26 protein-coding genes are annotated in these 24,560 nt (G+C 72.5%); 16 read left to right on the forward strand and 10 right to left on the reverse strand.

Annotated elements, in window-relative coordinates; translation table 11 throughout:
- The first annotated feature begins 122 nt into the window (after positions 1 to 122).
- The gene (locus JIAGA_RS0101795; protein WP_026874344.1) at positions 123 to 899 is read left to right on the forward strand and encodes a hypothetical protein; all 777 of its coding nucleotides are present in this window, start codon (positions 123 to 125) and stop codon (positions 897 to 899) included.
- Positions 900 to 1,093: 194 nt separating this feature from the next.
- Here JIAGA_RS0101795 and JIAGA_RS0101800 read toward each other — a convergent pair whose 3' ends face one another.
- Positions 1,094 to 2,002: a hypothetical protein gene (locus JIAGA_RS0101800; RefSeq protein WP_026874345.1), complete on the reverse strand. Its 909-nt coding sequence runs from the start codon at positions 2,000 to 2,002 to the stop codon at positions 1,094 to 1,096.
- Between the two features lie 101 nt (positions 2,003 to 2,103).
- Between JIAGA_RS0101800 and JIAGA_RS0101805 the strand changes: the two genes are divergently transcribed.
- Positions 2,104 to 2,556 (forward strand): tetratricopeptide repeat protein, encoded by a 453-nt coding sequence (locus JIAGA_RS0101805; RefSeq protein WP_026874346.1) that lies wholly within the window; start codon positions 2,104 to 2,106, stop codon positions 2,554 to 2,556.
- A 65-nt stretch (positions 2,557 to 2,621) separates the two neighbouring features.
- Here the strand turns inward: JIAGA_RS0101805 and JIAGA_RS0101810 are convergent, their stop codons facing one another.
- The gene (locus JIAGA_RS0101810; protein ID WP_245597098.1) at positions 2,622 to 3,437 is read right to left on the reverse strand and encodes an HAD family hydrolase; all 816 of its coding nucleotides are present in this window, start codon (positions 3,435 to 3,437) and stop codon (positions 2,622 to 2,624) included.
- A gap of 579 nt (positions 3,438 to 4,016) precedes the next feature.
- Between JIAGA_RS0101810 and ssd the strand changes: the two genes are divergently transcribed.
- The 8 genes from ssd to JIAGA_RS32675 all read left to right on the forward strand — a co-directional run bounded on the left by ssd (position 4,017) and on the right by JIAGA_RS32675 (position 9,482).
- On the forward strand, positions 4,017 to 5,141 hold the full coding sequence (gene ssd, locus JIAGA_RS26915; RefSeq protein WP_211239466.1) for a septum site-determining protein Ssd: 1,125 nt from the start codon (positions 4,017 to 4,019) through the stop codon (positions 5,139 to 5,141).
- On the forward strand, positions 5,138 to 6,301 hold the full coding sequence (locus JIAGA_RS26920; RefSeq protein ID WP_035811964.1) for a TadA family conjugal transfer-associated ATPase: 1,164 nt from the start codon (positions 5,138 to 5,140) through the stop codon (positions 6,299 to 6,301). The genes ssd and JIAGA_RS26920 overlap by 4 nt, the downstream gene beginning before the upstream one ends.
- A complete protein-coding gene (locus JIAGA_RS32670) occupies positions 6,298 to 7,113 on the forward strand; it encodes a type II secretion system F family protein (protein WP_169738797.1) in 816 nt (271 codons plus the stop codon). Before JIAGA_RS26920 ends, JIAGA_RS32670 begins: the two co-directional genes overlap by 4 nt.
- Entirely contained in the window at positions 7,110 to 7,853 is a 744-nt protein-coding gene (locus tag JIAGA_RS26930; protein WP_026874348.1) for a type II secretion system F family protein, read from the forward strand. Before JIAGA_RS32670 ends, JIAGA_RS26930 begins: the two co-directional genes overlap by 4 nt.
- 28 nt (positions 7,854 to 7,881) lie before the next feature.
- Positions 7,882 to 8,313, forward strand: a complete 432-nt coding sequence (locus JIAGA_RS0101835; RefSeq protein WP_026874349.1) for a TIGR03668 family PPOX class F420-dependent oxidoreductase — start codon at positions 7,882 to 7,884, stop codon at positions 8,311 to 8,313.
- A 151-nt stretch (positions 8,314 to 8,464) separates the two neighbouring features.
- A complete protein-coding gene (locus JIAGA_RS26935; RefSeq protein WP_035811966.1) occupies positions 8,465 to 8,665 on the forward strand; it encodes a DUF4244 domain-containing protein in 201 nt (66 codons plus the stop codon).
- Positions 8,662 to 9,039: a TadE family type IV pilus minor pilin gene (locus tag JIAGA_RS0101845; protein ID WP_051425561.1), complete on the forward strand. Its 378-nt coding sequence runs from the start codon at positions 8,662 to 8,664 to the stop codon at positions 9,037 to 9,039. Before JIAGA_RS26935 ends, JIAGA_RS0101845 begins: the two co-directional genes overlap by 4 nt.
- Positions 9,036 to 9,482, forward strand: a complete 447-nt coding sequence (locus JIAGA_RS32675) for an Rv3654c family TadE-like protein (RefSeq protein ID WP_051425562.1) — start codon at positions 9,036 to 9,038, stop codon at positions 9,480 to 9,482. The genes JIAGA_RS0101845 and JIAGA_RS32675 overlap by 4 nt, the downstream gene beginning before the upstream one ends.
- On the opposite strand, the gene JIAGA_RS26945 is transcribed toward JIAGA_RS32675, so the two are convergent.
- Positions 9,479 to 10,354: an EamA family transporter gene (locus JIAGA_RS26945; protein ID WP_211239467.1), complete on the reverse strand. Its 876-nt coding sequence runs from the start codon at positions 10,352 to 10,354 to the stop codon at positions 9,479 to 9,481. The two genes, JIAGA_RS32675 and JIAGA_RS26945, sit on opposite strands and share 4 nt — an antisense overlap.
- An 82-nt stretch (positions 10,355 to 10,436) precedes the next feature.
- Between JIAGA_RS26945 and JIAGA_RS34210 the strand changes: the two genes are divergently transcribed.
- Positions 10,437 to 10,607, forward strand: coding sequence for a hypothetical protein (locus JIAGA_RS34210; RefSeq protein ID WP_157552559.1), 171 nt, complete (start codon positions 10,437 to 10,439; stop codon positions 10,605 to 10,607).
- A 77-nt stretch (positions 10,608 to 10,684) separates the two neighbouring features.
- Here JIAGA_RS34210 and JIAGA_RS0101865 read toward each other — a convergent pair whose 3' ends face one another.
- Positions 10,685 to 11,035, reverse strand: coding sequence for a hypothetical protein (locus JIAGA_RS0101865; protein WP_157552562.1), 351 nt, complete (start codon positions 11,033 to 11,035; stop codon positions 10,685 to 10,687).
- A gap of 113 nt (positions 11,036 to 11,148) precedes the next feature.
- Positions 11,149 to 13,440 (reverse strand): DEAD/DEAH box helicase, encoded by a 2,292-nt coding sequence (locus JIAGA_RS26950; protein ID WP_035811969.1) that lies wholly within the window; start codon positions 13,438 to 13,440, stop codon positions 11,149 to 11,151.
- An 89-nt stretch (positions 13,441 to 13,529) separates the two neighbouring features.
- On the opposite strand from JIAGA_RS26950, the gene JIAGA_RS0101875 reads away from it, so the two are divergent.
- The gene (locus JIAGA_RS0101875) at positions 13,530 to 13,877 is read left to right on the forward strand and encodes an STAS domain-containing protein (RefSeq protein WP_026874352.1); all 348 of its coding nucleotides are present in this window, start codon (positions 13,530 to 13,532) and stop codon (positions 13,875 to 13,877) included.
- A 241-nt stretch (positions 13,878 to 14,118) separates the two neighbouring features.
- Positions 14,119 to 16,377 carry a sodium-translocating pyrophosphatase gene (locus JIAGA_RS0101880; protein ID WP_026874353.1) on the forward strand — a complete coding sequence of 753 codons (2,259 nt, stop codon included), beginning with the start codon at positions 14,119 to 14,121 and terminating at the stop codon, positions 16,375 to 16,377.
- 41 nt (positions 16,378 to 16,418) lie between these two features.
- Here the strand turns inward: JIAGA_RS0101880 and JIAGA_RS26955 are convergent, their stop codons facing one another.
- Positions 16,419 to 17,720: an aminotransferase-like domain-containing protein gene (locus JIAGA_RS26955; protein ID WP_051425564.1), complete on the reverse strand. Its 1,302-nt coding sequence runs from the start codon at positions 17,718 to 17,720 to the stop codon at positions 16,419 to 16,421.
- Positions 17,721 to 17,787: 67 nt separating this feature from the next.
- Between JIAGA_RS26955 and JIAGA_RS34215 the strand changes: the two genes are divergently transcribed.
- From JIAGA_RS34215 to JIAGA_RS0101900, 3 genes are all read left to right on the forward strand, one after another.
- Positions 17,788 to 18,741 (forward strand): DMT family transporter, encoded by a 954-nt coding sequence (locus tag JIAGA_RS34215; RefSeq protein WP_051425565.1) that lies wholly within the window; start codon positions 17,788 to 17,790, stop codon positions 18,739 to 18,741.
- The gene (locus JIAGA_RS0101895) at positions 18,738 to 19,151 is read left to right on the forward strand and encodes a protein-tyrosine phosphatase family protein (RefSeq protein WP_026874354.1); all 414 of its coding nucleotides are present in this window, start codon (positions 18,738 to 18,740) and stop codon (positions 19,149 to 19,151) included. The genes JIAGA_RS34215 and JIAGA_RS0101895 overlap by 4 nt, the downstream gene beginning before the upstream one ends.
- Before the next feature lie 290 nt (positions 19,152 to 19,441).
- Positions 19,442 to 20,572 carry a fatty acid desaturase family protein gene (locus JIAGA_RS0101900; protein WP_169738798.1) on the forward strand — a complete coding sequence of 377 codons (1,131 nt, stop codon included), beginning with the start codon at positions 19,442 to 19,444 and terminating at the stop codon, positions 20,570 to 20,572.
- 19 nt (positions 20,573 to 20,591) lie between these two features.
- Here the strand turns inward: JIAGA_RS0101900 and JIAGA_RS0101905 are convergent, their stop codons facing one another.
- The 4 genes from JIAGA_RS0101905 to JIAGA_RS0101920 are packed head-to-tail and all read right to left on the reverse strand — an operon-like array spanning position 20,592 to position 24,430.
- Positions 20,592 to 21,413, reverse strand: a complete 822-nt coding sequence (locus JIAGA_RS0101905; protein WP_026874356.1) for a heme ABC transporter ATP-binding protein — start codon at positions 21,411 to 21,413, stop codon at positions 20,592 to 20,594.
- Positions 21,410 to 22,582, reverse strand: a complete 1,173-nt coding sequence (locus tag JIAGA_RS0101910; protein ID WP_051425566.1) for a FecCD family ABC transporter permease — start codon at positions 22,580 to 22,582, stop codon at positions 21,410 to 21,412. The genes JIAGA_RS0101905 and JIAGA_RS0101910 overlap by 4 nt, the downstream gene beginning before the upstream one ends.
- The gene (locus JIAGA_RS0101915) at positions 22,579 to 23,751 is read right to left on the reverse strand and encodes a heme/hemin ABC transporter substrate-binding protein (protein WP_026874358.1); all 1,173 of its coding nucleotides are present in this window, start codon (positions 23,749 to 23,751) and stop codon (positions 22,579 to 22,581) included. Before JIAGA_RS0101915 ends, JIAGA_RS0101910 begins: the two co-directional genes overlap by 4 nt.
- A 1-nt stretch (position 23,752) precedes the next feature.
- On the reverse strand, positions 23,753 to 24,430 hold the full coding sequence (locus JIAGA_RS0101920) for a biliverdin-producing heme oxygenase (RefSeq protein ID WP_211239468.1): 678 nt from the start codon (positions 24,428 to 24,430) through the stop codon (positions 23,753 to 23,755).
- Positions 24,431 to 24,560: the final 130 nt, after the last annotated feature.

A 24,560-nucleotide genomic window follows, 5' to 3' on the forward strand; every position in this document is an offset into this window, starting at 1 on the left:
CGCAGTGGGCACCCGCGTGCCCGGGCCTGGGTCTGCACGCACGGCCTGCCCGCAGGTCACCGGCGTTCTCGACGACACCGGCTCGCCGAGTGCCGCTGAGTGACGGTCTCTAGGCTGGCGGCATGGACGATCCGCTCGCCGGCGTGCTGGCGCTCACCGGAGTCGGTGCGGCGGCAGCCCACTCCCGCAGCTCCATCGATGCCCTGCTGCGCCATCCGGCGATGCGCCGCGACGCCGCACGAGTGGCGGCGCAGGCCGCGATCCAGGGGGCCCGGGCTTCGGCGGCGCTCGCGGCGGGTGAGCCGGACGCCGTCGCCGACTCCGGACCGGCCGCCGGGGAGGGCGACGCTGACGCCGTCGCCGACGATCCGGTCCTGCAGGGTGCGCTGCGTGTGGCCGCGGAGGTGCCGGCTCTGGCCGACGTCTGGCGGCGTTCGCCGCGGCAAGCGCTGGCCCGCCTCCATGTGCTCGCCGCACGGGACCTCGTCGCCGACGACGACGCCCTCGGCCGGCCCCGTCCGGAGGCCGACGCCGCGCGGCTCGACCAGTTGCTCCGGGTGAGCACGGCCACCACCGCTCCGGGGGTGGTGGTGGCCGCGATCGTGCACGGTGAGCTGCTGGCGCTCGGGACCTTCGGCAGCGCCGACGACGTCGTCGCCCGGGCCGCCGAGAGGGTCGTGCTGGTGGCTCGCGGCGTCGACACGAAGGCCGTCAGCGTGCCGGAGGCGGGACACCTGGCGCTCGCGCGCGCCTACCTGCCGCTTGCCGCGGCCTTCGCGACCGGTCGGCCGGACGGGGTGGCGGCATGGATCCGGCACTGCGCCGACGCGTATGCGCGGGGCGCCGAGGCGGGGCTCACGATCGCCGAGTACATGCGAACGGCGCCCCGCGTGAGGTAGGGCGCCGCCGCTGACACGGCTAGACGGGTTACCAGAGCGTGCATCGCGTCTGTCGCCTCGGCAAACCCGGGACGACTGCCCGTACATGGGTGGATCGCCGCGTGGGTTCCCTTCCGCCGTGCTGGGGACCTTTCGGTCCGTACCTCGTTTCTAGGCCATCGGCGGGGTCGAGTGATAGTGCATCGGGCAGATCTTTACGATTCGCAGACGCGCACGGCCAGCCGGACCAGCTCGATCAGGGTCGTATTGCCCAGGGGTTGGGTGATCCGCGACTCCATGTCCCCCCGGCCGACGTTCACCGCCACCGTCGCGTCGGTGAACCGGGCGGCGGCCTCGCAGTCGCTCACCGTCCACGTCGTGGCGACGTCGACGAGCTGCCCGGCGGGTACCTCGATCGGCATCGTCGCGGTGGCCAGGGCGAACCCGGGCGTCGTCCCCTCCAGCCGGAGGATCTCGATGGGCTCGTCGGTGCCGTTGCTGATCGGCAGCACGATGTGAGCGCCGCGCGCGTCGGCGGACACCGTCCGGGTGTCGCCGATGAACACGCCCGACTCCGGCGGCGTGTCGCAGCCGTACTGCCAGGCCCAGATCAGCTGATCGTCGCCCGGCTGGCCCTCGATGAGGACGGTCCGCTCGCCGGATCCGGTACGGACGCGCACGTCGATGGTGCCGGGCGGCCGGGTGTCACAGTCGGCGCGCACCGTGGCGCGGGCCGCAACCCAGACCCCGGGCTCGGCGGTGACCGTCTCCTCGGTGACGTCGTCGACGGACTCGAAACCGATGATCGCGATATCGAGGATCTCGATCTCTCGTGGGCCGGTGTTGATCAGGTTGACGGTCATCCTCTGCGGGCCGCTGGCCAGCGGCGGCTCAGTCTCGACGAAGACCGTGCCGCGGACGAGGTCGGCCTCGTCGTACTCGGCGGCGTCGTTGCGCGCGTTGTTGGCGACGATCCCGATGACGGCGCCTGCGAGCAGCGCAGCGCCGAGCGTTGCCCAGCGCCGCCGCTGGGCAGGCTGCGTGCCGTCACCGTCCCCCGCGGGGCCGGCGGGCTGGACCGGTCCGAGCTCCATCGGCGCCGGGCGGTCGTGATCGGCCTCCATATTCTGAGATTGTGGCTGACCACGGACGTTGCGCACAGCACGCATGGGTCACGGTTCGTTCCGTTTGCGAGGTCCGACCATCGGGGCCATGATCGGAAGCCATGGTGAACCGGGGGAACCGGCTCAGATACGTGATGTGGTTCGTACTGGCCGGTGTCGTAGTGCTGCTGGCTGCGTTGATTGTGGCCATAGCCATGGACGTCGAGATCTCGACCAGGGCGTCAGCGGGCATCCTGGCCGCGTGCGGAGTCGTCTCCGTCGCCCTCATTCTGAGCAGCTCGAAGCTCGCCGCTCCGCGGCGGAATGGTACGCACCGGTACGCGCCCACCGGTGACGCCGACGGTCCCGCGGCAGGCACCATCTCCAACTGGATGTTCCTGGCCGACGCCTACGTCGAGCGCGGAGAGTTCGCCGCGGCCGAGAAGCTCTACCGGCGCGCCGCCGAGGCCGGCCACTCGCCCGCACTCGCCCGCCTCGGCGAGGTGCTCTACGAACTGGGCCGGGACGAGGAAGCCACCTACTACCGCAACCTGGCCCGCGACATCGGCGACTGACCGCTCTCCCATGATCATGTTCCCTGACGGACGCTCAGCGACCGCGAACGAACATGATCACGGGGTCAGCCGCGACCGCGCCGCCGGACTGCGTACCAGGCCAACCCCGCCGCGGCCGCGCCAGCACTGATGGCGGCCGCCGCGATGGCCGGCTTGGGTGCGTCGCGGATCGACGAGGCCCGCTGCCGCAGCGCGACCGGCTTCGAGAACACCAGGACCGGCCACCCGTGCTCAGCCGCGGTGCGTCGCAGCGTCCGGTCAGGATTGACCGCGTAGGCGTGGCCGACCGCCTCCAGCATCGGCAGGTCGGTCATGGAGTCGGAGTAGGCGTAGGAACGGGCGAGGTCGTAGCCCTCCTCCTTCGCGAGGTCGCGGATGGCCTCGGCCTTGTTGGCGGCGTAGGCGTAGAAGTCGAGCTCGCCGGTGAACTTACCGTCGTCGCCGACCACCATCCGGGTCGCGATGATCTTGTCGGCGCCGAGCATCTCGCCGATCGGCTCGACCACCTCCGCACCGCTGGACGAGACGACGACGACGTCGCGGCCGGCGAGGTGGTGCTCCTCGATGAGGGTCACGGCCTCGTCGTAGACGATGGGGTCGACGATGGTGTGCAGGGTCTCGGCGACGATGTCCTTGACCACCTGCACATCCCACCCGGTGACCAGCCCGGACAGATACTCGCGCATCCGCTCCATCTGGTCGTGGTCCGCGCCACCGACCAAATACACGAACTGTGCGTACGCGCTGCGCAGCACGGCTCGGCGGTTGATCAGGCCGCCTTGGTAGAAGCTCCTGGAGAAGGCCAGCGTGCTCGACTTCGCAATGATCGTCTTGTCGAGGTCGAAGAACGCCGCGGTGCGGGGGCGGTCGTCGTTGTCCACGATCACCGAGGATATCGGCCGCCGCTGGGTCGCCGGACCGAACGCACGATGCCGCGATGTGCTCGCGTCCGGGCTCGAGCGTCGGCGGGTCCTCCGCCGATGACCCGCGAGGCGGCGCGTCGTCCTTCACCGAGCCATATGGTGGTCCGCACCAACCGGCCGTTCCGGCGTACTTTCTTCGGCGGGTTTCTCCGGCCGCTGGTGTGCTGCTGAGCTGGCCGAATGTGTCGTCGATCATGACCCGGAGCGATGACGCGAACGAAATTCGCGGCAACCGTGTTTGGCTGTTCGACCCGGTGGGCACGATGCCTCGCGGCGGCACCCCCCCGCCGCCTTTTGACCCGGCCCGCCCCCCTGGCCGGGTCCCGCACGGCTCCTGCCTCCCACCCGGCAGGGGCCGTGCTTCTTTCTCGGGCCCTTCGCCGATGCTCACCGCGGCCTTGCCGGCGGTTCCCGCATGGTTGTCCACAGGTCGTCGGGGATAGGGGCGTCATCCACAAATCGTCCTGCGGTCCTTCGCCGGACAGGCCGATCCGGCAAGGGTGGAGGGAGTCCGATCCAGCTCCCCGGGAGGTGCTCGTGCCCCGCCTCGTGCCCCGTTCCCGTCGCCGGCCCGACGCCGTCGACGCGCCGCCACCCGAGCGTCCGCTCGTCGTCACCCGCGACGACGACCTGCTCGACGACCTGCTCCGGCTGGCGGCGGCCGCGGGTGTGGAGGTCGAGGTGGCCGACCGGCCCGACGCCGTGCGCTCGCGCTGGGCGGCGGTTCCACTCGTCGTCGCCGGATACGACCAGGCCGGCGCCCTGGCGTCGCTCGGGTTGCCGAGGCGGCCGGCGGTGTTGCTCGTCGGACGCCGTGACGACGACACCGACGTGTGGCGCCGCGGGGTCGCCCTGGGTGCGGAGCAGGTGCTCTTCTTCCCCGACGACGAACCCTGGCTGGCGGGACGGTTCGCCGACGCAGCCGAGGGCGAGAACAACGAGGCCCTCATGGTGGGTGTGGTCGGCGGCCGTGGCGGCGCTGGAGCATCGGTACTGGCCACGGCGCTGGCGGTGACCGCAAGCCGCCGGGGCCTGTCGGTCATCCTGGCCGATCTGGACCCACTCGGCGGTGGCCTCGACCTCGTCCTCGGGGCCGAGGGCGCCACCGGGCTGCGCTGGCCCGACCTCGCCGGCAGCAAGGGCCGCCTGGGCGCGCGGGCACTGCAGGCAGAGCTCCCAGGGCGGCACGGCCTGGCCGTGCTCTCATGGGACCGCGGCGACCTGTTGAGCATGGCGCCCGAGGCCGCGAGCGCGGTGCTGGCAGCCGCCCGGCGCGCGTGTGACCTGGTGGTGCTGGATCTACCGCGATGGCCCGATCCCGCAGCGGAGCGTGCCGTCGCATCGTGCGCGTCGGTGCTGCTCGTGGTGCCGGCCGAAGTGCGTGCCGTCGCCGCCGCGGGCCGGGTGGCCGTCGGCCTCACCACGCTGGTCGCCGACGTCCGGGTGGTCACCCGCGGCGTTTCCCGGTCCGGATTGAGCGGCCCCGATGTGGCCGCAGCGCTCGGACTGCCGCTCGGGACGCATTTGGCGGCGGAGCCGCGCCTGGCCGAGCAACTCGACCGGGGCGAGCCGCCGGGCCTCGACGACACGGGACCACTGGTCGTCGGCTGCGGGCAGCTCCTCGACACCCTGCTGCGTGAGCACCGTACGAGGGCGGCATGAGGCTCGACGACGCGATGATCGACCGGGTCCGGTCGGCGCTCGCGCTGACGGCCGAGCCGCCGAGCCCGGCCCGGGTGGCGGCGGCGCTGCGAGCCGAAGGCACCGTGCTCGGCGACTCCGCCGTCCTCGAGGTCACCGAGGCGCTGCGTGCCGAGATCAGCGGCGCCGGGCCGCTCGATCCGCTGCTACGGGAGCCGGGCGTCACGGACGTGCTCGTCAACGGCCCGTCCGAGGTGTGGGTCGACCGCGGCGACGGGCTGCAGCGCGCTCCGGTGCGTTTCCGCGACGAGGCCGCGGTGCGACGGCTCGCCGGGCGCCTGGCCGCCAGCGCGGGCCGCCGGCTCGACGACGCTCAGCCCTATGTCGATGCGCGGCTGGCCGGTGGGGCGCGGCTGCACGCGGTGCTCCCGCCCGTGTCGCCGGCGGGCACGGTCATATCGCTGCGAGTGCCGTCGGCGCGCACCTTCGGTCTGCCCGACCTGGTGGACGCCGGAACGGTGCCGGCCGGCGTGGAGCCGTGGCTGACCGGCGTGGTCCGGGCGCGGCTGGCGTTCCTGGTCACCGGCGGTACCGGAACCGGCAAGACCACCGTGCTCGGTGCTCTGCTCGCCCGGTGCGATCCGGGCGAACGGTTGGTCCTGGTCGAGGACGCCGGCGAACTCCGGCCGGACCATCCGCATGTCGTGCGCCTCGAGGCCCGCGCGGCCAACGTCGAGGGCGCTGGTCGTGTCGGCCTCGACGTGCTGGTCCGGCAGGCGCTGCGGATGCGACCGGACCGCATTGTCGTCGGCGAGGTCCGTGGTGCGGAGGTGGTGGACCTGCTGGCCGCGCTCAACACCGGGCACGAGGGCGGTTGCGGCACCTTGCACGCGAACTCCGCCGAGGACGTCCCGGCTCGGCTGGAGGCGTTGGGCATCGCCGCCGGCCTGCGTCGCGAAGCCGTGCACGCGCAGGCCGGAGCGGCCCTCGATGCGGTCGTCCACCTGCGACGAGACTCCGCCCGCCGCCGGCGGCTGGCGCAGATCGACGTCGCCCGGTCGCGTTCCGGCTGGCTGGAGATGGTGCCGGCGCTTCGCGTCGGCGACGACGGCGAAGTCACGCGGGGCGCCGGGTTCGAGCGCCTGGCCGGCCGACTGGCGCGTGGCGGGTGGGCGCCGTGACGGTCGTGGCCGCCGTTCTGGCCGCGGCAGCGGCGCTGCTGCTGGCCGGTGGCCGGACGTCCGCGGCACGCGCTCGCCTGGGCCGGTTGCGGGTCCCGCCGCCGAAGCGGGCCGAGTACCGGCTGCCACCCACTGTGGTCGCGGTCCTCGTGGTGGTGGGCGCCGTCCTCATCGGTGGGGTGCTGGCCGGGCCGGTGGTGGCTGTGGGTACTGCGCTCGCGGTCCCGGGCACCCTGTGGTGGCTGCGCCGGCGCCGGGCCCGGCGCGAACGGTCGCGTCGCGAGAACCAGGTCGGTGAGGGGTGCCTGGCACTCGCCGGTGAGCTGGCGGCCGGTGTGCCGCCGAGTCAGGCGCTGGCGGTCGTGGCGGCCGAGTGGCCCGAGCTGTTCGGTCCTGTGGCCGGGCGCGCCGCGCTGGGCGGTGACCCGGTCCCGGCGCTACGCGACGCCGCCACCCGGCCGGGTGCTGCGGCGCTGACAGCGGTCGCGGCGGCTTGGGAGGTGTCCGGCCGCACCGGCGCCGGCCTGTCCGCCGCGCTGATCTGTGTCGCCGATGCCGTGCGTGCCGAGGCGGCGATCCGCCGTGAGGCAGGCGCCCAGCTGGCGGCGGTCAGGGCGACGTCCCGGTTGATGGCATGCCTCCCGGTGGCCACCCTCCTGCTCTTCTCCGCCGGCGACGACGGCGCCATCACCTTCCTCACGGCAACCCCGTACGGACTGATCTGCCTCCTCGCGGCAGCGGCCTTCATCGCGGCCGGAGTGTTCTGGGTAGACCGGGCGGCCCGCTCCGTGCGATCGGTGTGGGAGCCGTGACAGCCGCCGCCATGCTCTGCGCCGCCGCTGCGGCGATCGTCGCGTTGAGCCCGGCGCCGGCAACGCTCCGCCTCGCGTCGCTGGCTGGCATGGGCGGCCGGCGCGCCGCCCGGTCCCGGCGGCCCGGGGGCGGCCCAGTCGCGGGTTCGATGCGGACTCGCGCGATCGCGAGCCTGTCCGTGGCGGCTGCCGCCTTCGCGCTGGTCGGTAGCGTGGCGGGTGCCGTGGTGGCCGTCGGGGCCGGCCTGGCCGCCTGGTACGGCACCGGACGCCTCGAGCCGGCGGCTCGGCGGCGCGACCGGGAGCGGGTCGTGGCTGCGTTGCCGCTCGCCGCGGACCTCATCGCGTCGGCGCTGGCCGCAGGGTGCCCACCCGCCGCGGCAGCCACCGTGGTCGGCACGGCCATCGGTGGGCCACTCGGACGCGCACTGGTCGAGGGCGTAGCGGCCGCGAGCGTCGGTGTCGAGCCGTCCAGAGCCTGGTCCCAGCTGGCCGCCGAACCCGCGGCGCGTCCGCTGGCCCGAGCGCTCGCCGCGGCCATGAGCCGCGGAACGGCACCGGCGCCGGCCCTGGTGCGGATCTCGGCCGACGCCAGGGACGCCGCACGGTGGGCGGGTGAGGCCAGGGCGCGGTCGCTGGGAGCGCGGGCCGCGGCGCCGCTGGGCCTGTGCTTCCTGCCGGCGTTCGTGTTGATCGGCGTGGTCCCGATCGTCGCCACCTCGGGTGTGCTGATGCCTTGAGTACGCTCGTCCCGGGCAGGTGATGGGCATGCGGCTGGATCCGGAGCGATGCCAGGAACGCATGGCCGCGGCCCGGGTGGCACATCTGGCCACCACGGGGCGCGACGCGTCGCCGCACCTCGTTCCCATCACCTTCGCCCTGGACTCCGCCGCGGGCCGGGCACTGCTGGTGACGGCCGTCGACCGGAAACCGAAGTCGACGTTCGCCCTGCGCCGGCTGCGCAACATCGTGGAGAACCCGAAGGTGGCGGTCCTCTGCGACCTCTACGACGAGGACTGGACCCGGTTGTGGTGGGTGCGCGCCGACGGCCGGGCCGCCGTCGCCACCGGGGGACCGGACCGCGACGCCGCGCTGGCCGTTCTGTGCGCGAAGTACCCCCAGTACCGCTCCGATCCGCCGGGCGGCCCGGTCATCATGGTCACCGTCACCGCCTGGTCCGGCTGGGCGTTCACCGGCTGAGCTGTCCACAGGCCGTGCAGATCACTGGAGTTGTCCCCAAATCCGGATTCGGGTCTGGGATCGGCGAGCCCGGGCGGCGAGCCTGGTCGCAGCCCGCACCCAGCAGGCTCCGAACCGGCCGGTCGCCGGGGTTTCCCAGGAGGTCCCTCCCATGTCGAAGATCACCAACGGCGCCGGGCGGCTGCTCGGACGGGCACGCAGCGAGCGAGGCATGACCACGGCCGAGTACGCCGTGGGCACCGTCGCCGCGTGCGGCTTCGGCGGCATCCTGTACAAGCTGCTCACCAGCGAGCCCATCCAAAACCTGCTCAGCAACGTCGTCGAGCGGGCCTTCGGGGTGATCGGCGGATGAGCTGGAAGGCGCACCCGGCGCGGGGGGATCCCCAACGGGGCATGGTCACCGCCGAGCTCGCCGCGGCGTTCCCGGCGCTGGTGGTAGTGCTTCTCGGTGCGGTCTGGGCGGTCACCCTGGCGGCAGCACAACTGCGGTGCGACGATGCCGCGCGCGAGGCCGCGAGGGCGGCCGCGCGGGGCGAGGACGCGACGATCATCCGTCAGGTCGCGGCCGAGGTGGCACCGGACGGCGCCGACGTGGACGTGCAGCGCTCCGGTGGGACGGTCACGGTGCGGGTCAGCGCCCGGATGTCCATGCCCGGCCCGCTCGGGGACACCGTTCCCGCCCCGACGGTGAGGGGCAGCGCGGTGGCTCTGGACGAGTCGGGGTGAGCACTGCGTCCCCTCGTCCGGCCGAGGCGGCAGCCGGCTCGTGCTGGTCCTCCGCCGGCGGTCTCGGGTCACGCGGGCGGCGGGGGGATTCGCAGCGCGGCGCCGGGACGGTCCTGGTCCTGCTCGTCGTGATGGTCCTCATGACGGCACTGACCGGCGTGGGCGTCCTGGCGGCGGGCCACACCGCTCGGCACCGGGCCGCCGCGGCCGCTGACCTGGCCGCCCTCGCCGCGGCTCGCCGTCTGGCCTCCGGGACGACGGACCCGTGCGCGGAGGCGGCACACATCGCGCGGGCGAACGAGGCCGTGCTGCGTGAGTGTGTCGTCGACGGCCTGGAGGTCGAGGTCCAGGTCCGGGTCGCGACAGCGTCGGCGCTGCCGTGGCTGCCGGCTCAGGACCGCCGGGCTCGCGCCGGACCAGGACCACCGCCGGGCAGGAGCTAGGCCTCCGTCTCGGTGCGGCCCGCCGGCTGGCGGGTCGCACCGAGGCAGGCGGACACCACGAGGCAGATCGCCACCCATTCGCGCGCGTGCAGCACCTCGTTCAGCACCACGAGCCCGACCAGCGCCGCCACGGCCGGCTCAAGACTCATCAGGATGCCGAACACGGTGGCGGGCATCCGCCGCAGCGCCTCCAGTTCGAGGGAGTACGGAATCACCGATGACAACACCGCGATCCCCGCCGCCAGCAGCAGAACGTCCGCCTGCCAGAGACTGTCGCCGCCGGTGCTCAGTCCGATGGGCAGCACCGCCATCGCGCCCACGACACTCGCTACGGTCAGCCCGGACGAGCCGGGGAACCGCTGGCCGAGCTTCGCGCCGAGCAGGATGTACGTCGCCCAGCCGACGGCAGCCAGCAGGGCGAACCCGACCCCGACCGGGTCGATGCCCTCGCGTCCGCCGCGGGCCAGCAGCACGACACCGACCGCGGCCAACCCCACCCAGATCAGGTCGAGGCGGCGGCGTGACAACGCGACCGCGACCCCCAACGGGCCCAGGAACTCGATGGTGACCGCAATCCCGAGCGGAATGCGGGAGAAGGACTCGTAGATCGAGATGTTCATCATCGCCAGGGACAGCCCAAAAGTCACAGCCAGTAGGACGTCCCGGCGCGAGGCCGTGCGCAGCGACCGCCGCACGGCCCGGTGCGTCACGGCGATCAGCGCCACGGCGGAAAAGGCGAGCCGAAGGAACACCACGGCGGTCGGCGGGAGCGTGTCGAACAGGCCCTTCGCCAGACCGGCGCCGATCTGCAGCGAGAAGATGCCGCCGAGCACCAGCCCTGGCGCGGGAATCGACCCCAGCGGCGATGTCACCACGTCAGGCTACGGCGCAGGTCGCGTCGCTGGTTCCGCGGCGGGTGCGACCGAGGCGCCGGCACCCGCCGGCGGGGCCGAGGTGGAGCAGCTGGCCCGCGCGGCCGATGTGCCGGTGTCGGCGATGATCCGCGGCCTGGTGCTGTCCGGCCTGGCGGCTCGGAAGAACGCGACGCTGAAGGACGCGATCAACCGTCTCGCCGCCGACGTCGACGACCTGCGTCGCTTCGTCGGCAGCGACGGCGCCGCATGACGCGCGGGGTCCAGGTCGTGGCCACTCCTCCCCGGTCCCCTCGTCGCCGTCGCCGATAGGTGGCGCGGAGGGTCTGGTCAGGACTTGTCGGTCGGTGACGCGCCGGGAGCGGGTGCGTGGGTGGTCTCCGGCGGCGAGGCGTCGCCGGTCTCGGGCGCGCGGGCGGGGCCGGGGGTGTGGTCGGCCCGCCGCTCCAGGTCCTTGATGCGCTTGTGCTGCCGCCAACCCTTCCGCAGCCCGATCCGCAGCAGCCAGAGAGCTGCCAGGGTGAGGATGCCAGTGACGAGACCCGCGAAGTACAGGCCGCTGCCCGATGTGGTGACTTCGGAACCGAGGAGCTCGACCGTCAACGACTCACCGCCGCCGGCGATGACGCCGATGGTGAGCAACAGTGCGAGCAGCAGGACGATCAGTGCGCCAGCGACCACGACGACCACCTCTTCATCGGGACTTCGGTCCCACCGTAGCGATCGGGCGGCCGGCGAGTCGGCAGATCGGCTGGGTTTGCGGACGCCGCGCCGGGCCTGCCGACCGAGCGTGCTCAGCGCGCCTGGGCCAGTACGGCGTCGAGCAGGCGGACGGCGCCGGCCTTGTGGAGTGGCTCGTTGCCGTTCCCGCATTTCGGCGACTGCACGCAGGACGGGCAGCCGTCGCGGCACGGGCAGGTCGCCACCGCCTCGCGGGTCGCGGCCAGCCACTCGCGGGCCGCGTGGAAGCCGCGTTCGGCGAATCCGGCACCGCCCGGGTGGCCGTCGTGGACGAAGACGGTGAGCAGGCCGGTGTCCGGGTGCAGCACGGTGGACAGCCCGCCGATGTCCCACCGGTCGCAGCTGGCCACCAGCGGCAGGATGCCGATGGACGCGTGCTCCGCGGCGTGGGCGGCCCCGGGCGCGTCCGCCGCGGAGACGCCTGCCCCGGCGATGGCGTCGTCGGGCAGGGTCCACCAGACCGAGCGGGTGCGCAGCCGGCGCTCGGGCAGGTCCAGAGGCACCTCGCCGAGTACTTCGCCGCTGCGCAGCGCCCGCTTCAGGTAGCCCACCACCTGGCTGCTGACCTCGACGGAGCCGAGGGTGAGCTGCGCCTCGCCCCAGTCGACCGAGGACGACTCCTCGAGCACTCGCAGCGTGCTGACCGTGCGGGCGGTCGTCGTGTAGTCGGGGGCGCCCCCGATCGCCATAGCGACACCTTCGTCGAGGTCGAGGCTCTCGATCAGGTACGTCTCACCCTGGTGCAGGTACACGGCGCCGGGATGGGCGGTGGAGTGGGCGCGCACCTGGTCGACGGTGCCCAGAACGCGGCCGGTGTCCAGCTCGATCAGGCTGACCAGGCCGCCTGAGCCGCGCAGGTCGGCCAGCTCCGTGGGCCGCTCGCGCCTGGTCCAGTGCCAGGTGGTCTCGGCCTTGATCCGCCGGCGCAGCAGCCGCCTGTGCTCCAGGGTGGCGAGGACGTCGTCGGTGGACGGGCCGAAAACCGACGCGTCCGCGATGGTCAGTGGGCGTTCAGCGGCCGCCGCGCACAGGTGCGGCGCGAGCACGTACGGGTTGTCCGGATCGAGGACGGTCGCTTCCACCGGCTGCCCGAAGATCGCCTCCGGGTGCTGGACGAGGTAGGAGTCGAGCGGGTCGTCGCTGGCCAGCAGGATCGCGAGGCAGTCCTGTCCGGCCCGCCCGGCCCGGCCCGACTGCTGCCACAGCGATGCGCGGGTCCCCGGCCAGCCGGCGATCAACACCGCGTCCAGTCCGCTCACGTCGACACCCAGCTCCAGGGCCGTCGTCGCGGCGAGACCGACCAGCGAGCCGTCGTTCAGCGCCGCTTCGAGGCCGCGTCGCTCGTACGCGAGATAGCCGGCCCGGTACGACGCCACCCGTCCGGGCAGCGACTCGTCCACCGGCGCGAGGGCGTCGCGGGCCAGTCCCGCCACCGTCTCGGCTGCCCGCCGGGACCGGACGAACGCCACCGTGCGGGCGTCGGCGACCACGAGGTCGGCCAGCAGGTCGGCGGTCTCGGCCAGCACGCTGCGCCGCCGGGTGCCGTCGTCGGCCGACAACGGCGGCTCCCACAGCAGGAACGTCTTCGAACCGCTCGGGGAGCCGTCCACGGTCACCGCCTCGACCGGGAGGCCCGTCAGCAGCTCCGCGGTGTGTGCCGGGTCCGCCGTCGTCGCCGAGGCGAGCACGAACGTGGGCGATGCGCCATAGAGGGCGCACACCCGCCGCAACCGGCGCAGCACCTGGGCCACGTGCGAGCCGAACACGCCGCGGTAGCCGTGACACTCGTCCACGACGACGAACCGCAGGGCCCGCAGGAATCCGGCCCAGCGGTGGTGGGCCGGCAGCATCGCGTGGTGCAGCATGTCGGGGTTGGTCAGCAGGTACGTCGCGTGCGCGCGCGCCACATCGCGCAGCTCGACCGGCGTGTCGCCGTCGTAGGTGGTCGCGACGACGTCCGGCACGCCGAGCTCGTCGAGCGAACGCAGCTGGTCGGCGGCCAGCGCCTTGGTCGGCGAGATGTACAACGTGGTCCCACCGGCCCGCCGGCCCGAGCGGGCCGCCGTCAGCGCCGGCAGCTGGTACGCCAGTGACTTCCCCGACGCCGTCCCGGTCGCCACCACGACCGACCGTCCGGACCACGCCAGCGACGCAGCCTGTGCCTGGTGCGTCCAGGGCGCTACTATGCCAGCGGTCACGAAGCGTCCGCGTACCACCGGGTCCACCCATTCCGGCCAGGTAGCGGGACTCGCGGCCCGGGCAGGGATCGATTCGATGTGCGTGACACGTCCGGACCGGTGCGGGCCGGACAGCAGCACATCGAGCAGGTCGTTCGGGCGGGGCACCTGGTGAGTCTCGCATCATGGTTGAATGCGGATGAGCCCGGCATGCGGTGAGAGCTGAGTGTCTGACCGATGAGGCATGGAGGATCTGCGTGGACCTGTCGTTGTCGACCCGTACCGAGAGCGGCCGCAGTGTGGTCGTCGTCGGGGGTGAGATCGACGTCTACACGGCGCCGAGACTGCGCGACCAACTCGTCGAACTCGTCGACTCCGGCCACTACCACATCGTGGTCGACATGCGGGCGGTCGAGTTCCTCGACTCCACCGGTCTGGGGGTGCTCGTCGGTGGGCTGAAGCGCGTGGGCCAGCACGACGGGTCTCTGCGGCTGGTGTGCAACTCCGAGCGCATCCTCAAGATCTTCCGGATCACCGGACTGACGAAGGTCTTCCCCATCCACGAGAGCCTCGAGGAGGCTGTCGCCGCCAGCGACGGTGCCTGAGGGGTCGTTGTGAACCCGCGTCGTGTGGGTACTGTCACACGGCGCTGCAGGCAGTGCTGGGGTACACCGGCGTGACCTTTGGGCTGTCGGCCCTTTAGACTCCGCGAGTCAGCCGGATGTCGAGGGCCGACTTTCTGGCATCCGGTCCCGAACGAGTCAACTGTCAGCGCTCGGCCACCACGGCCGCAGCGCGGATGAGTGTTTCACAAGCCCTGCCCGAGGGCTACGTCAAGGAGGACGAATGACCGGGCTCAACCTCTCCTATGTGGTCGTCGTCGCGTTGATCGCGGTGGCGGCCCTGGCGATGGCGGCGCTGTTTCGCCGGGAGGTTCTCGCTGCCAGTGAGGGCACCGAGAACATGAAGACGATCGCGCGCGCCGTGCAGGAGGGCGCCGCGGCCTACCTCAACCGCCAGTTCCGAACGCTCGCCATCTTCGTGGTGCTGGTGTTCGGCCTGCTCTTCTTGCTGCCCGGGGACACTGGTGTCCGATTCGGGCGGTCCCTGTTCTTCCTCGTCGGCGCTGCCTTCTCTGCCGCCATTGGCTATCTCGGCATGTGGCTGTCGACGCGCGCGAACGTCCGGGTGGCGGCCGCCGCCCGCGACGAGGGGCGCGACCCCGCCATGCGGGTGGCGTTCCGGACCGGCGGCGTGGTCGGTATGGCCACTGTCGGGCTGGGCCTACTCGGTGCCGCTGTCGTCGTCCTGGCGTATCAGGAGGACGCACCGACGGTGCTCGAGGGCTTCGGCTTCGGTGCGGCGCTGCTGGCCATGTTCATGCGAGTCGGTGGCGGCATCTTCACCAAGGCCGCCGACGTGGGTGCCGACCTCGTCGGCAAGGTCGAGCAGGGCATCCCCGAGGACGACCCCCGCAACGCGGCGACCATCGCCGACAACGTGGGCGACAACGTCGGTGACTGCGCCGGCATGGCCGCGGACCTGTTCGAGTCCTACGCCGTGATGCTCGTGGCCGCGCTGATCCTCGGCCAGGCCGCGTTCGGCCAGGAGGGCCTGGTCTTCCCGCTGATCGTGCCGGCCATCGGTGCGCTGACGGCGGTCCTCGGCATCTACCTGACCCGGCCGCGTCCCGGTGAGAACGGCCTCACCACCATCAACCGGTCGTTCTACATCTCCGCTGTGGTCTCGGCGGTACTGTGTGCGGTAGCCGCGTTCGCGTATCTGCCCGACACGTTCGCGCAGCTCGACGGTGGCCTCGGCGACCACGACGGCGACCCGCGGGTGCTCGCGTCGGTGGCGGTTTTCCTCGGCATCGTGCTGGCCGGCATCATCCTGTGGCTGACCGGCTACTTCACCGGCACCGACAAGAAGCCGACGCGGGACGTCGGACGCACGTCGCTGACCGGTCCGGCCACGGTCATCCTGTCCGGCTTCGCGCTGGGCCTGGAGTCGGCCGTGTACACCGCTCTGGTGATCGGCGCCGCCGTCTACGGTGCGTTCCTGCTGGGTGCCGGCTCGGTCGTGCTGTCGCTGTTCCTCATCGCGGTGGCCGGTACCGGCTTGCTGACCACGGTCGGCGTCATCGTGGCGATGGATACCTTCGGCCCGGTTTCGGACAACGCCCAGGGCATCGCCGAGATGTCCGGCGACGTCGACGGCGAGGGCGCGCAGATCCTCACCGAGCTGGACGCCGTCGGCAACACCACGAAGGCCATCACCAAGGGCATCGCGATCGCGACGGCCGTGCTGGCGGCGACCGCGCTGTTCGGTTCCTACATGGACGCCATCGAGCGGGAGCTGCGCAACGTCGCCGGCGACATCTCCGGAGACGACTCCTTCCTGCTGAGCATCGTGTCGCCGAACGTCCTGGTCGGTGTGATCATCGGTGCGGCGGTCGTGTTCCTGTTCTCCGGCCTGGCCATCAACGCCGTCGGCCGGGCGGCGGGAGCGGTCGTGTTCGAGGTCCGTCGTCAGTTCCGCGAGGACCCGGGCATCATGGCCGGCACCACCACGCCGGCGTACGGTCGCGTCGTCGACATCGTCACCAAGGACTCGCTGCGTGAGCTGGCGACGCCGGGTCTGCTCGCCGCGTTGGCCCCGATCGCCGTCGGCTTCGGCCTCGGCACCGGTCCGCTGGCCGGCTACCTGGCCGGTGCCATCGCGACCGGCGTCCTGATGGCGGTGTTCCTGGCCAACTCCGGTGGCGCGTGGGACAACTCGAAGAAGCTGGTCGAGGACGGTCTGCACGGCGGTAAGGGCTCGGCCGCGCACGACGCCACCGTCATCGGTGACACCGTCGGTGACCCGTTCAAGGACACCGCCGGCCCCGCGATCAACCCCCTGATCAAGGTGATGAACCTGGTCTCCGTGCTGATCGCCCCGGCCATCGTGACGATGAGCGTCGGCTCCGGCGAGAACGATGCGCTGCGGTACAGCATCGCGATCGCCGCTCTCGTGATCATCGTCGCGGCGGTCTGGTTCTCGAAGCGGCGCTCCACCGTCATCGGCGAGGAGGAGCCGGCCCGGGAGCAGGCGGCCGTCTGACCGGCGGCCCGCCCGCGGGACCCGTCGCCTGACGGGTTCACCTAGCGGGCGGCCGCCACCGAGATCACCACGCCGGAGTGCCGGTCGTCGTCAACCGCGACGGCCGGCACTCCGGCGTTCGCCATCTCCCGCATCAGAGCAGAGCCGGGCCGGTGATCGGGGCCATCGGTGCGGGCGAACGCGTGCACACCGACGGGCGCGCCGGCCACGTGGTACCCGAGTTGCGCGACGCGCCCGGTCAGGAGCTCACGCCGCCGGTCGTACTCGCGCCGGGCCCGCCGCAGGTGCCGGTCCAGCCCGCCGGACGAGATCAACTCGGCCACCGTCAGTTGCAACACCGTCGACACCCCCAGGTCGGACTCCTGCCGCTGCTGCCGCAGCTGTGCCGCCACCGCCGGCGGTGCCACGATCCAGCCCATGCGCAGCCCCGGCGCCAGGAGCTTCGACAGCGAGCCGGTCAGTATGACGAGTTCGGGAGCCAGCGCCTGCACGGCTGCCGGGACGACACCGGGCGCGGCCAGGTGCGAGTCGTAGTCGTCCTCGACGATCCACCGGCCGGCGACGCGGCAGGCGTCGACGAGCGCTCGCCGCCGCGGCGCGGACAACTGGACACCGGTGGGGTACTGGTGGCTCGGTGTCAGCAGGACGACGCCGGAGCTGGCCGGGATCAACGCCGGATCGATGCCGTCGTCGTCGATGGGCACCGGGTCGACGCCGACCGGCCGGTGGTTGAGGTGGTGCGTGGTGCCCGGCGAGCACGGCTGCTCGACCGCCCACGATTCGGCAGCCAGCGTCGCCGTCAGCAGCCACAGCGCATGCGAGACGCCGGCGGTGACATGTACCTGATCAGGTGTGGCCGCGACGCCGCGGGTGCGGCTCAGCCACTCCGCCAGCCGGGTGCGCAGCCGGGGGTGCCCGGCCGGATCGGGGTAGCCGAGGTCCGCCGCCGACAGGCCCGCCTGAGCGGCCCGGGACGCCGCGGCCCAGGCACGGTGCGGGAACAGCGCGCTGTCGGGCACGCCGGGTGTCGGGGGCGGTGCGGAGGAGACGGCCGGGGTGAGGGCGGGCGCACCGGCGCCGACGCCACCGGCGACGACCGGCCTGCGGCGTGGCCGCGAGCGGATGAATCCCTCGTCCAGCAGCTGGGCGTAGACGGTGTCCGCGGTGCCGCGGGCGACGCCGAGGGCGGCGGCGAGGTCGCGGGCGCCGGGCAGAGCCTCGCCGGGCAGCAGCCGCCCGGTCTGGATCGCGTCGATGACCCGGGAGCGCAGCCAGACCGCCTTGCCGGTGGACGGCGGGGGTCCCCACGAGGCGGCCAGTTCGGCCGCGGCATCCGAAGCCACTGGCCTAGTGAACCAGCGCTCGACTGGACCTGTCCATAGGCCAGTTCACTGGGCGACGATCGTCGCCATGAACCGCTTCGCCGCCCTGTCGCCCACAGCTACCGGCGCTCTGGCCTGCACAGCCGGGATGACCGTCGTCGGCACGTCGATCGCGTTGGCGCCCTTCCTGGCCGGCTACCCGGTACTCGCCGGCCAGGCCTGGCGCTATCTGCTGGCCGGGCTCGTGCTGGTCGGCGTGATGGTCGCGCGTGGCGTGCCGATGCCGCGGCCACGGCTGCGCCAGCTCGGGCGGCTGGTGCTGCTGGCCGGCACCGGTCTGGCTGCTTTCAACTGGTTGCTGATCGAGGGCACCCAGCGCTCCGACCCGGCGTTCTTCGCGGCCGTCATCGGTGCGACACCGCTGGTGCTCGCGCTGGCCGGACCGCTGCTCGACGGCGGCCGGGTACATGCCCGGACGGTGGCGGGCAGTGTGGCCGTCGTGGCCGGGATCCTCGTGGTCCAGGGCGCGACGACCGCCCCGCTCGGCGCCGTCCCGTATGCCGTCGGGTTCCTGCTGTGTGAGGCCGCGTTCACCCTGCTGGCGGTTCCCCTGCTGCGCGCGTGGGGCCCGCTGCGGGTCTCGGCCGCGGCCTGCCTCGTCGCCGTGCCGCTGCTGGCCGGGGTGGCCGTGATGGAACCAGGCGCCGACCTCGTCGTCCCGACGGTGGCCGAGGTGGCCACGCTGGGCTTCCTCGCCGTGGGCACGACGGCCATCGCGTTCCTGCTCTGGTATGGCGGGGTGCTGCGGCTGGGCGCGGACCGCGCCGGCCTGTTCGCCGGCGTCATGCCGATCGCTGGTGTGCTGGCGGGTGTGGTCGCCGGGACCTCGGTTTGGTCGCCGGCGGCGCTGGTCGGTGCGCTGTTGTGCGGCACCGGTATCGCGGTCGGGCTGCGGCGCGGCTCCGGTCCCGCGCAGTTCGCGGACGGCGGACGTCCAAGCCCTGCCGCCACGCAGCCGGTTCCCGCAGAATCGGGGTCATGAGCGCCGGCTGGCTGGATGACGACGGACTCGTGACGATGCCGTCGGGGGTGACGCTGCGCGGCCGGCGGATCGGTGCCACCGTCAGCCCCGCCGACTTCGCGCTGGTGCTGACGGGCGGCCCGCTGCCGGCTTGGCCACACCGCCGGGTCGACTGGCCGGACTTCTGGATCCCCAGGAACCGCGCCGACGCGCTGGCCGCCCTGCACGAGGCGTACCGCCGGGCTCGCGACGGCGAACGGGTCGAGGTCATGTGCCTCGGCGGGCGCGGCCGCACCGGAACGGCCCTGGCGGCCATCGCCATCCTCGATGGGGTACCGGTGGGGGACGCCGTCGGCTGGATCCGCGAGCACTACAACCGGCACGCCGTGGAGACTCCCCTGCAGCGGCTCTGGCTGCGCACCGTCCGCTAGGGCCCGCATTCGATCCTCCCTGATCCTGTCGGCGAATGAATGCGTGCGATCCGGGTACGGAGTTCGTGACATAGGCGCATGGTAGAGAGCCGTTTCGAGGCTTCGGCGCCGTACATACGAAGGAAGGTCGGCCGGGGCCGCCGAAACGGGTCATGATCATGCAATCGCCCCCAATTCGTCGGTGTGATCACGCCCGATGTCGGCGTCTACCGCATCCAATCTCCCGACCACGCGATCCGAGGGCGGTCCCCTGAGGGCTGGCGGCCAGACACGACGACGAGGAGTTCCGCATGACCACCGACCGCATGCTCGACCGACGAGCTGATCCGGGGGCCCGTGACGATTCCGGGTCAGCGCACCCGACGACGTCCGCCGTGTCGCGGCGCGTACGTCACGTCAGCACGTACACCGAGCTCTCCCATCGGGTCCGGACGGCCGGGCTGCTGCGGAGGCGCTATGGCTACTACTGGTCCAGGATCACCGCGGCGGTGCTGGCATTCGTGGGGATCTGGGTCGCCTTCGCGTTCCTGGGCGACTCGTGGTTTCAGCTGATCCTGGCCGCGATGCTGGCGGTCGTATTGGCACAGTTCGGCTTCCTCGGACACGACAGCGCGCATCGGCAGATCTTCAGGTCGAACCGCTGGAACGAGTGGGGCGCTCGCGTCATGTCCGGGGTGTTCGTCGGGCTCAGTTACGGCTGGTGGCAGTCCAAGCACAACCGCCACCACGCGAACCCGAACAAGGAGGACGCCGACCCCGACGTCGGCCCTGGTGTCCTGGCCTTCACGCCGGCCGTCGCCGATGCTCGCCGCGGGCTCGCCGCCCGGCTGACACCTCGCCAGGGCTACTTCTTCTTCCCGCTCCTTCTGCTCGAAGGGCTCGCTCTGCACGTCGCGAGCATCCAGACGATTCTGCGGCAGCCTCTGAAGCACCGGTGGGTCGAGGCGCTGTTCGTCGGCGGGCGTCTCGGCGGATACGTCACCGTGCTGCTGGTGGTGCTCCCGCCGGGTAAGGCCGCGGCCTTCTTCGGCGTCCAGATGGGCCTCTTCGGGCTGCTCCTCGGTGGGTCGTTCGCGCCCAACCACATCGGCATGCCTATCGTCGCGCCGGACCAGAAGATCGACTTCCTGCGCCGCCAGGTGCTGATGTCGCGCAACATCAGGGGCGGTCTGGCCATGGACTTCGCGCTCGGCGGGCTGAACTATCAGATCGAACACCACCTCTTCCCGAACATGCCCCGGCCGAACCTGCGCAAGGCGCGGCCGATCGTGCGTGCTCACTGCGCCGAACACAAAGTGACCTACACCGAAACCAGTCTGTTGGGTGCGTACCGAAGCGTCGTCCGCTACCTCAACCAGGTCGGCCTGCGCGGGAGAAGGGACACGTTCCGCTGTCCGCTGGCCATGGAGTTTCGCGGGTGAGTGCTGGAGCAGCTTCGCCTCAGCGTCGAGGGAGGATCACCGGCGCGCTGGAGCGCGGGTGCGCGACGACTTCGATGTCGTGTTCGTAGACGTCGCTGAGCAGGCCGCTCACCAGCACCTCCGCGGGCGGCCCGCACGAGACCAGGCGTCCGCGCGAGAGCACCGCGACCCGGTCCGCGTGCGCCGCGGCCAGGTTGAGGTCGTGCAGGACGACGACGACGGCGGCACCGGCCGCGGCGCGCTGCCGGGCCACCGCGAGCACCAGTTCCTGGTGACGCAGGTCCAGCGCGGCGGTCGGTTCGTCCAGCAGCATCAGCCCGGTGCGCTGGGCCAGTACGCGGGCCAGAGCGACCCGCGCCTGCTCGCCGCCGGACAACGACGTGAACCGCCGGCCGGCGAAGTCGACGACGTCGGCCTGCGCCATGGCCTCCGCGACGGCCGCTTCGTCCTCGTCCGACAGGTCCGACCCAGTCCACGGCGCCCGCCCCATCTCGACCACGTCGGCGACGGTGAACGGGAACGACAGCGTCACCTTCTGCAGCAGCACGGACCGGCGCATCGCCGCCTCGGTCTGGGTCCACGAGCCCAGCGGCTGCCCGTGAAGTGCCACCGTCCCGCCGGCCACTCGGACGTCGCCGGTGAGGACGGAGAGCAGGGTCGACTTGCCGGCGCCGTTCGGGCCGACCAGCGCGAGCACCTCGCCGGCGCGGACGTCCACGCTGACGTCGTCGAGCACGCGCGCCCCGCCGAGCGTCACGCTCACGCCGGACGCCGAGGTCACCGCCGCACCAGCCGGGACGGGAGCCGGCAGCCGTGCCCCCCGGCGCACTGCGAGCCTCATGCCCAGCCTCCCTGCCGAGTCCGGGTACGCCGTAGCAGCCAGAAGAACAGCGGGCCACCGACCAGTGCGGTCAGCATCCCGAGCGGCAGGTCGGCGTAGTCGATCGCGGTACGTGCCACCAGATCCGCGCTGACCAGCAGCAGTGCCCCGCCCAGGGCGCTGGCCGGCAGCAGCACCCGGTGCCCCGGCCCGGCGATCATGCGGATCAGATGCGGCACGACAAGGCCGACGAACCCGATGACCCCGGCGAACGCCACACCGGACCCGACCAGCATCGCGACCGCCACGATGGCGACGATGCGCAGCCGCTCCACCCGCACGCCGAGGTGCCGGGCCGACCGCTCGCCGAGCGCCAGCAGGTCCAGCGACCGGCCCATCGTCACCGCGAGTACAAGGCCCACCCCGACGAACGGCAGCACCGCGACGACGGCCGGCCAGCGGGCGCCGTTGAGACTGCCTAGCTGCCAGAAGACGATCTGCTCCCGGGCCTCCGGAGTGGCGACGAACGTCGCGAAGGCCACGATGGCGAACGCGACGGCGGTGACGGCGACGCCGGTCAGCACGAGCGTCACCACCTCCGTCCGGCCCGCCGAGCGGGACAGCACGTACACCAGCAGCGTGGTGATGAGTCCGGACAGGAAGGCCGCGACGGCGACCGTCCACTCGCCCAGCGCCGTCGTCCCCGTGACGAAGACCAGGCTGGCACCGACGGCCGCGCCGGGGGACACCCCGACGATGGCCGGCTCGGCCAGGGGGTTGCCGAACACTCCCTGCATCAGGGCGCCGGCGGTCGCGAGCGCGGCGCCGACCAGCAGCGCCAGCACCACACGCGGGAAGCGGACCAGCCAGAGCGTGTTCTCACCCTGCACGTGCTGCGGAAGAGGGCCCACGTCGAACGGCAGGTCGACGTCGAGCCCGGCACGGGCCAACAGCCACTCCGCGTTCACGTCCAGGCGGTGCATCATCGAGCCGACGACCTCGGCCGGCGGGATCTGCAACTGCCCGCGACCGGCGGACACCACCGTCATGACGACCAGTGCGAAGGTCAGGCCGCCGATCAGCAGGGGACCGCGGCCGCGCCGCCACCACGGCCGGCGACCCGGCGCCGGGTCAGGTGTCGTGCCGGGCGGCGAGTGAGTCGACGCCGACGGTTCCACCACCGCCGTCATGGCCGGTAGACCGCTCGGGCCAGCGCCTCGATGGTTCGGCCGCTGCGTGGGCCGAAGCTGAGCAGGACCGAGTCCGCCATGTCGACGACGCGCAGCTTCTCGCCGGCCGGGGTCTGTGCCACGCCGGGCAGCCGCAGCATGCCGTCGACGCCGCCGATGGAGTCCAGGCCCTTGGTCATCATGATGATCACGTCGGGTGCGGCCTCGATCAGCGCCTCCGACGTGATCTGCGTGAACGGCCGGTCGAGCCCGATGTCGGTGCCGACGTCGACCGCGCCGATGGCGCGGATCATCGCATCGGCGCCGGAGCCGGGGCCCGCCAGCAGCTGGACCATGCCGCCGCGTGTGTAGAGGAACGCGATGCGCAGCGGGTCATCGCCGGACGGGGCCAGGGCCACCGCCGCGGCGACCTCGCCCTCGGTCCGGTCGAGTAGGTCCTCCCCGGCGTCGGGCACACCCAAGGTGCCGGCGACTGCCCGGATCTGGCCGGGGATCCGGTCGAGATCCCGCGCATCGTCGAAGAAGATGACCGGGATGCCGGCGTCGCGCAACTGCTGCTGCACCTCCGGCGGGCCGACGCTCGCGTCGGTCAGCACGACGGAGGGGTTCAGGCCGAGGACCGCTTCGGCATTGAGGTCGTGCCCGCCCGGTGTCACCAGCGGCAGCTCCGCGGCCTGCGGGAACCCGGTGGACGCGTCCCGGCCGACCACACGGTCGCCGAGGCCGAGGCTGAAGACGATCTCGGCGAGAGTGCCGTAGAGGTCGACGGCGAGGATGCGGCTGGCGTCGTCGACGACCACGGTCTCGCCGTCGCAGGACTCGACCGTCACGGGCAGGGTGGGCTCCACGGTGCTCTCGATCGGCACGACCTCCTGGTCCACGATCGCGGTGGACGGGCCGACGATTTCCCGCGGGTCCACGCCGTCACCGCCGGGCGCCGGGGCCGGCTCCTCCAGGTGCAACGCCTGACCGTCGGCGTCGACGGTGACCGCGAAGCCCTCGACCGGGTCGGGGCACGCGTCGACGACCGCGGGCGGCTCAGCCGTCGCGGTCTCGCCGGCGCCGTTCCCGCCGGCCGAGCGGGTGTCGTCGGCGGGGGCGACGCAGCCGGCGATCGCAAGCAGACCGGCGAGGAGCGCCGCCGCGCCGGTGACCAGGCGCCGGCGCACGTCAGCCGGCCACGGGGTGGTGCGCGCCGAGCTCGTCGAAGACCTCGGTGTTCAGCTGGTAGGCGACGAGGACTTCGTCGATGACGCGGTCCCGCTCGTCCGGGCTCCACGGCGCGGTGTCGAGCCGGGCGCGGTACTCGTCCTTGAACAACTTCGGCTTCGTGATGCCCTGGAAGCGGTAGAACCGCACGCCGTCGCCGCCGGATTCGAAGCCGTACGTGCGTGCGATGGTGGCACCGATCGCCAGGCCACCGGAGAGATCGCCCAGGTAGCGGGTGTAGTGGTGGGCGACGAACCCGCCCGGCCACTGCGCGGTGACCCGGATGCGCTCGGCGTACCGGCGGGTGGCCGGAAGGGGCTGGAGGTCGTCGACGGCGTCCGGCCCCAGCAGGTGGGCGAGGTCGGCCCGGATGCTGGGCACCCGGGTCAGCTGGTCGGACACGAAAGGTCCGGCGACCGGGTCGTCGCGCATGCTCTCGGCGACCGCTTCGAGCGCCTCGTAGATGAACAGGTGCTGGGTGACCATGGCCGCGTAGCCGCTGCGGTCGATCCGGCCGTCCATCAGTGCCGACATGAAGCCCGCGCCCTCGGCTCGGCGGTGCAGATCCCAGCTGCGTTCGCGTAGCGCCTGCGAGAACGTCCGGTGTTCGGCGTGGGCCTGGCTGCGGATGGCTGGCACGGATTCTCCTCCGGTCGGCGCTGGTCACCACGCTGGTCCGCCGGGCCGTCGTGGCGCCGGGCGAGGCGATGGTGGACCTGGTGGACATCAGTATGCACTCTTAGGCTTGCCTATCCCAATATAGGCAAGC

It is taken from the genome of Jiangella gansuensis DSM 44835 (genome assembly GCF_000515395.1).
Classification (GTDB): domain Bacteria; phylum Actinomycetota; class Actinomycetes; order Jiangellales; family Jiangellaceae; genus Jiangella; species Jiangella gansuensis.

Bases quoted from the DNA above. Each gene is read 5' to 3' on its own strand.
- JIAGA_RS0101795 (WP_026874344.1), top strand. From the start codon at position 123: ATGGACGATCCGCTCGCCGGCGTGCTGGCGCTCACCGGAGTCGGTGCG.
- JIAGA_RS0101800 (WP_026874345.1), bottom strand. From the start codon at position 2,002: ATGGAGGCCGATCACGACCGCCCGGCGCCGATGGAGCTCGGACCGGTC.
- JIAGA_RS0101805 (WP_026874346.1), top strand. From the start codon at position 2,104: ATGGTGAACCGGGGGAACCGGCTCAGATACGTGATGTGGTTCGTACTG.
- JIAGA_RS26920 (WP_035811964.1), top strand. From the start codon at position 5,138: ATGAGGCTCGACGACGCGATGATCGACCGGGTCCGGTCGGCGCTCGCG.
- JIAGA_RS0101835 (WP_026874349.1), top strand. From the start codon at position 7,882: ATGCGGCTGGATCCGGAGCGATGCCAGGAACGCATGGCCGCGGCCCGG.
- JIAGA_RS26935 (WP_035811966.1), top strand. From the start codon at position 8,465: ATGTCGAAGATCACCAACGGCGCCGGGCGGCTGCTCGGACGGGCACGC.
- JIAGA_RS0101845 (WP_051425561.1), top strand. From the start codon at position 8,662: ATGAGCTGGAAGGCGCACCCGGCGCGGGGGGATCCCCAACGGGGCATG.
- JIAGA_RS0101880 (WP_026874353.1), top strand. From the start codon at position 14,119: ATGACCGGGCTCAACCTCTCCTATGTGGTCGTCGTCGCGTTGATCGCG.
- JIAGA_RS34215 (WP_051425565.1), top strand. From the start codon at position 17,788: ATGAACCGCTTCGCCGCCCTGTCGCCCACAGCTACCGGCGCTCTGGCC.
- JIAGA_RS0101895 (WP_026874354.1), top strand. From the start codon at position 18,738: ATGAGCGCCGGCTGGCTGGATGACGACGGACTCGTGACGATGCCGTCG.
- JIAGA_RS0101900 (WP_169738798.1), top strand. From the start codon at position 19,442: ATGACCACCGACCGCATGCTCGACCGACGAGCTGATCCGGGGGCCCGT.
- JIAGA_RS0101905 (WP_026874356.1), bottom strand. From the start codon at position 21,413: ATGAGGCTCGCAGTGCGCCGGGGGGCACGGCTGCCGGCTCCCGTCCCG.
- JIAGA_RS0101910 (WP_051425566.1), bottom strand. From the start codon at position 22,582: ATGACGGCGGTGGTGGAACCGTCGGCGTCGACTCACTCGCCGCCCGGC.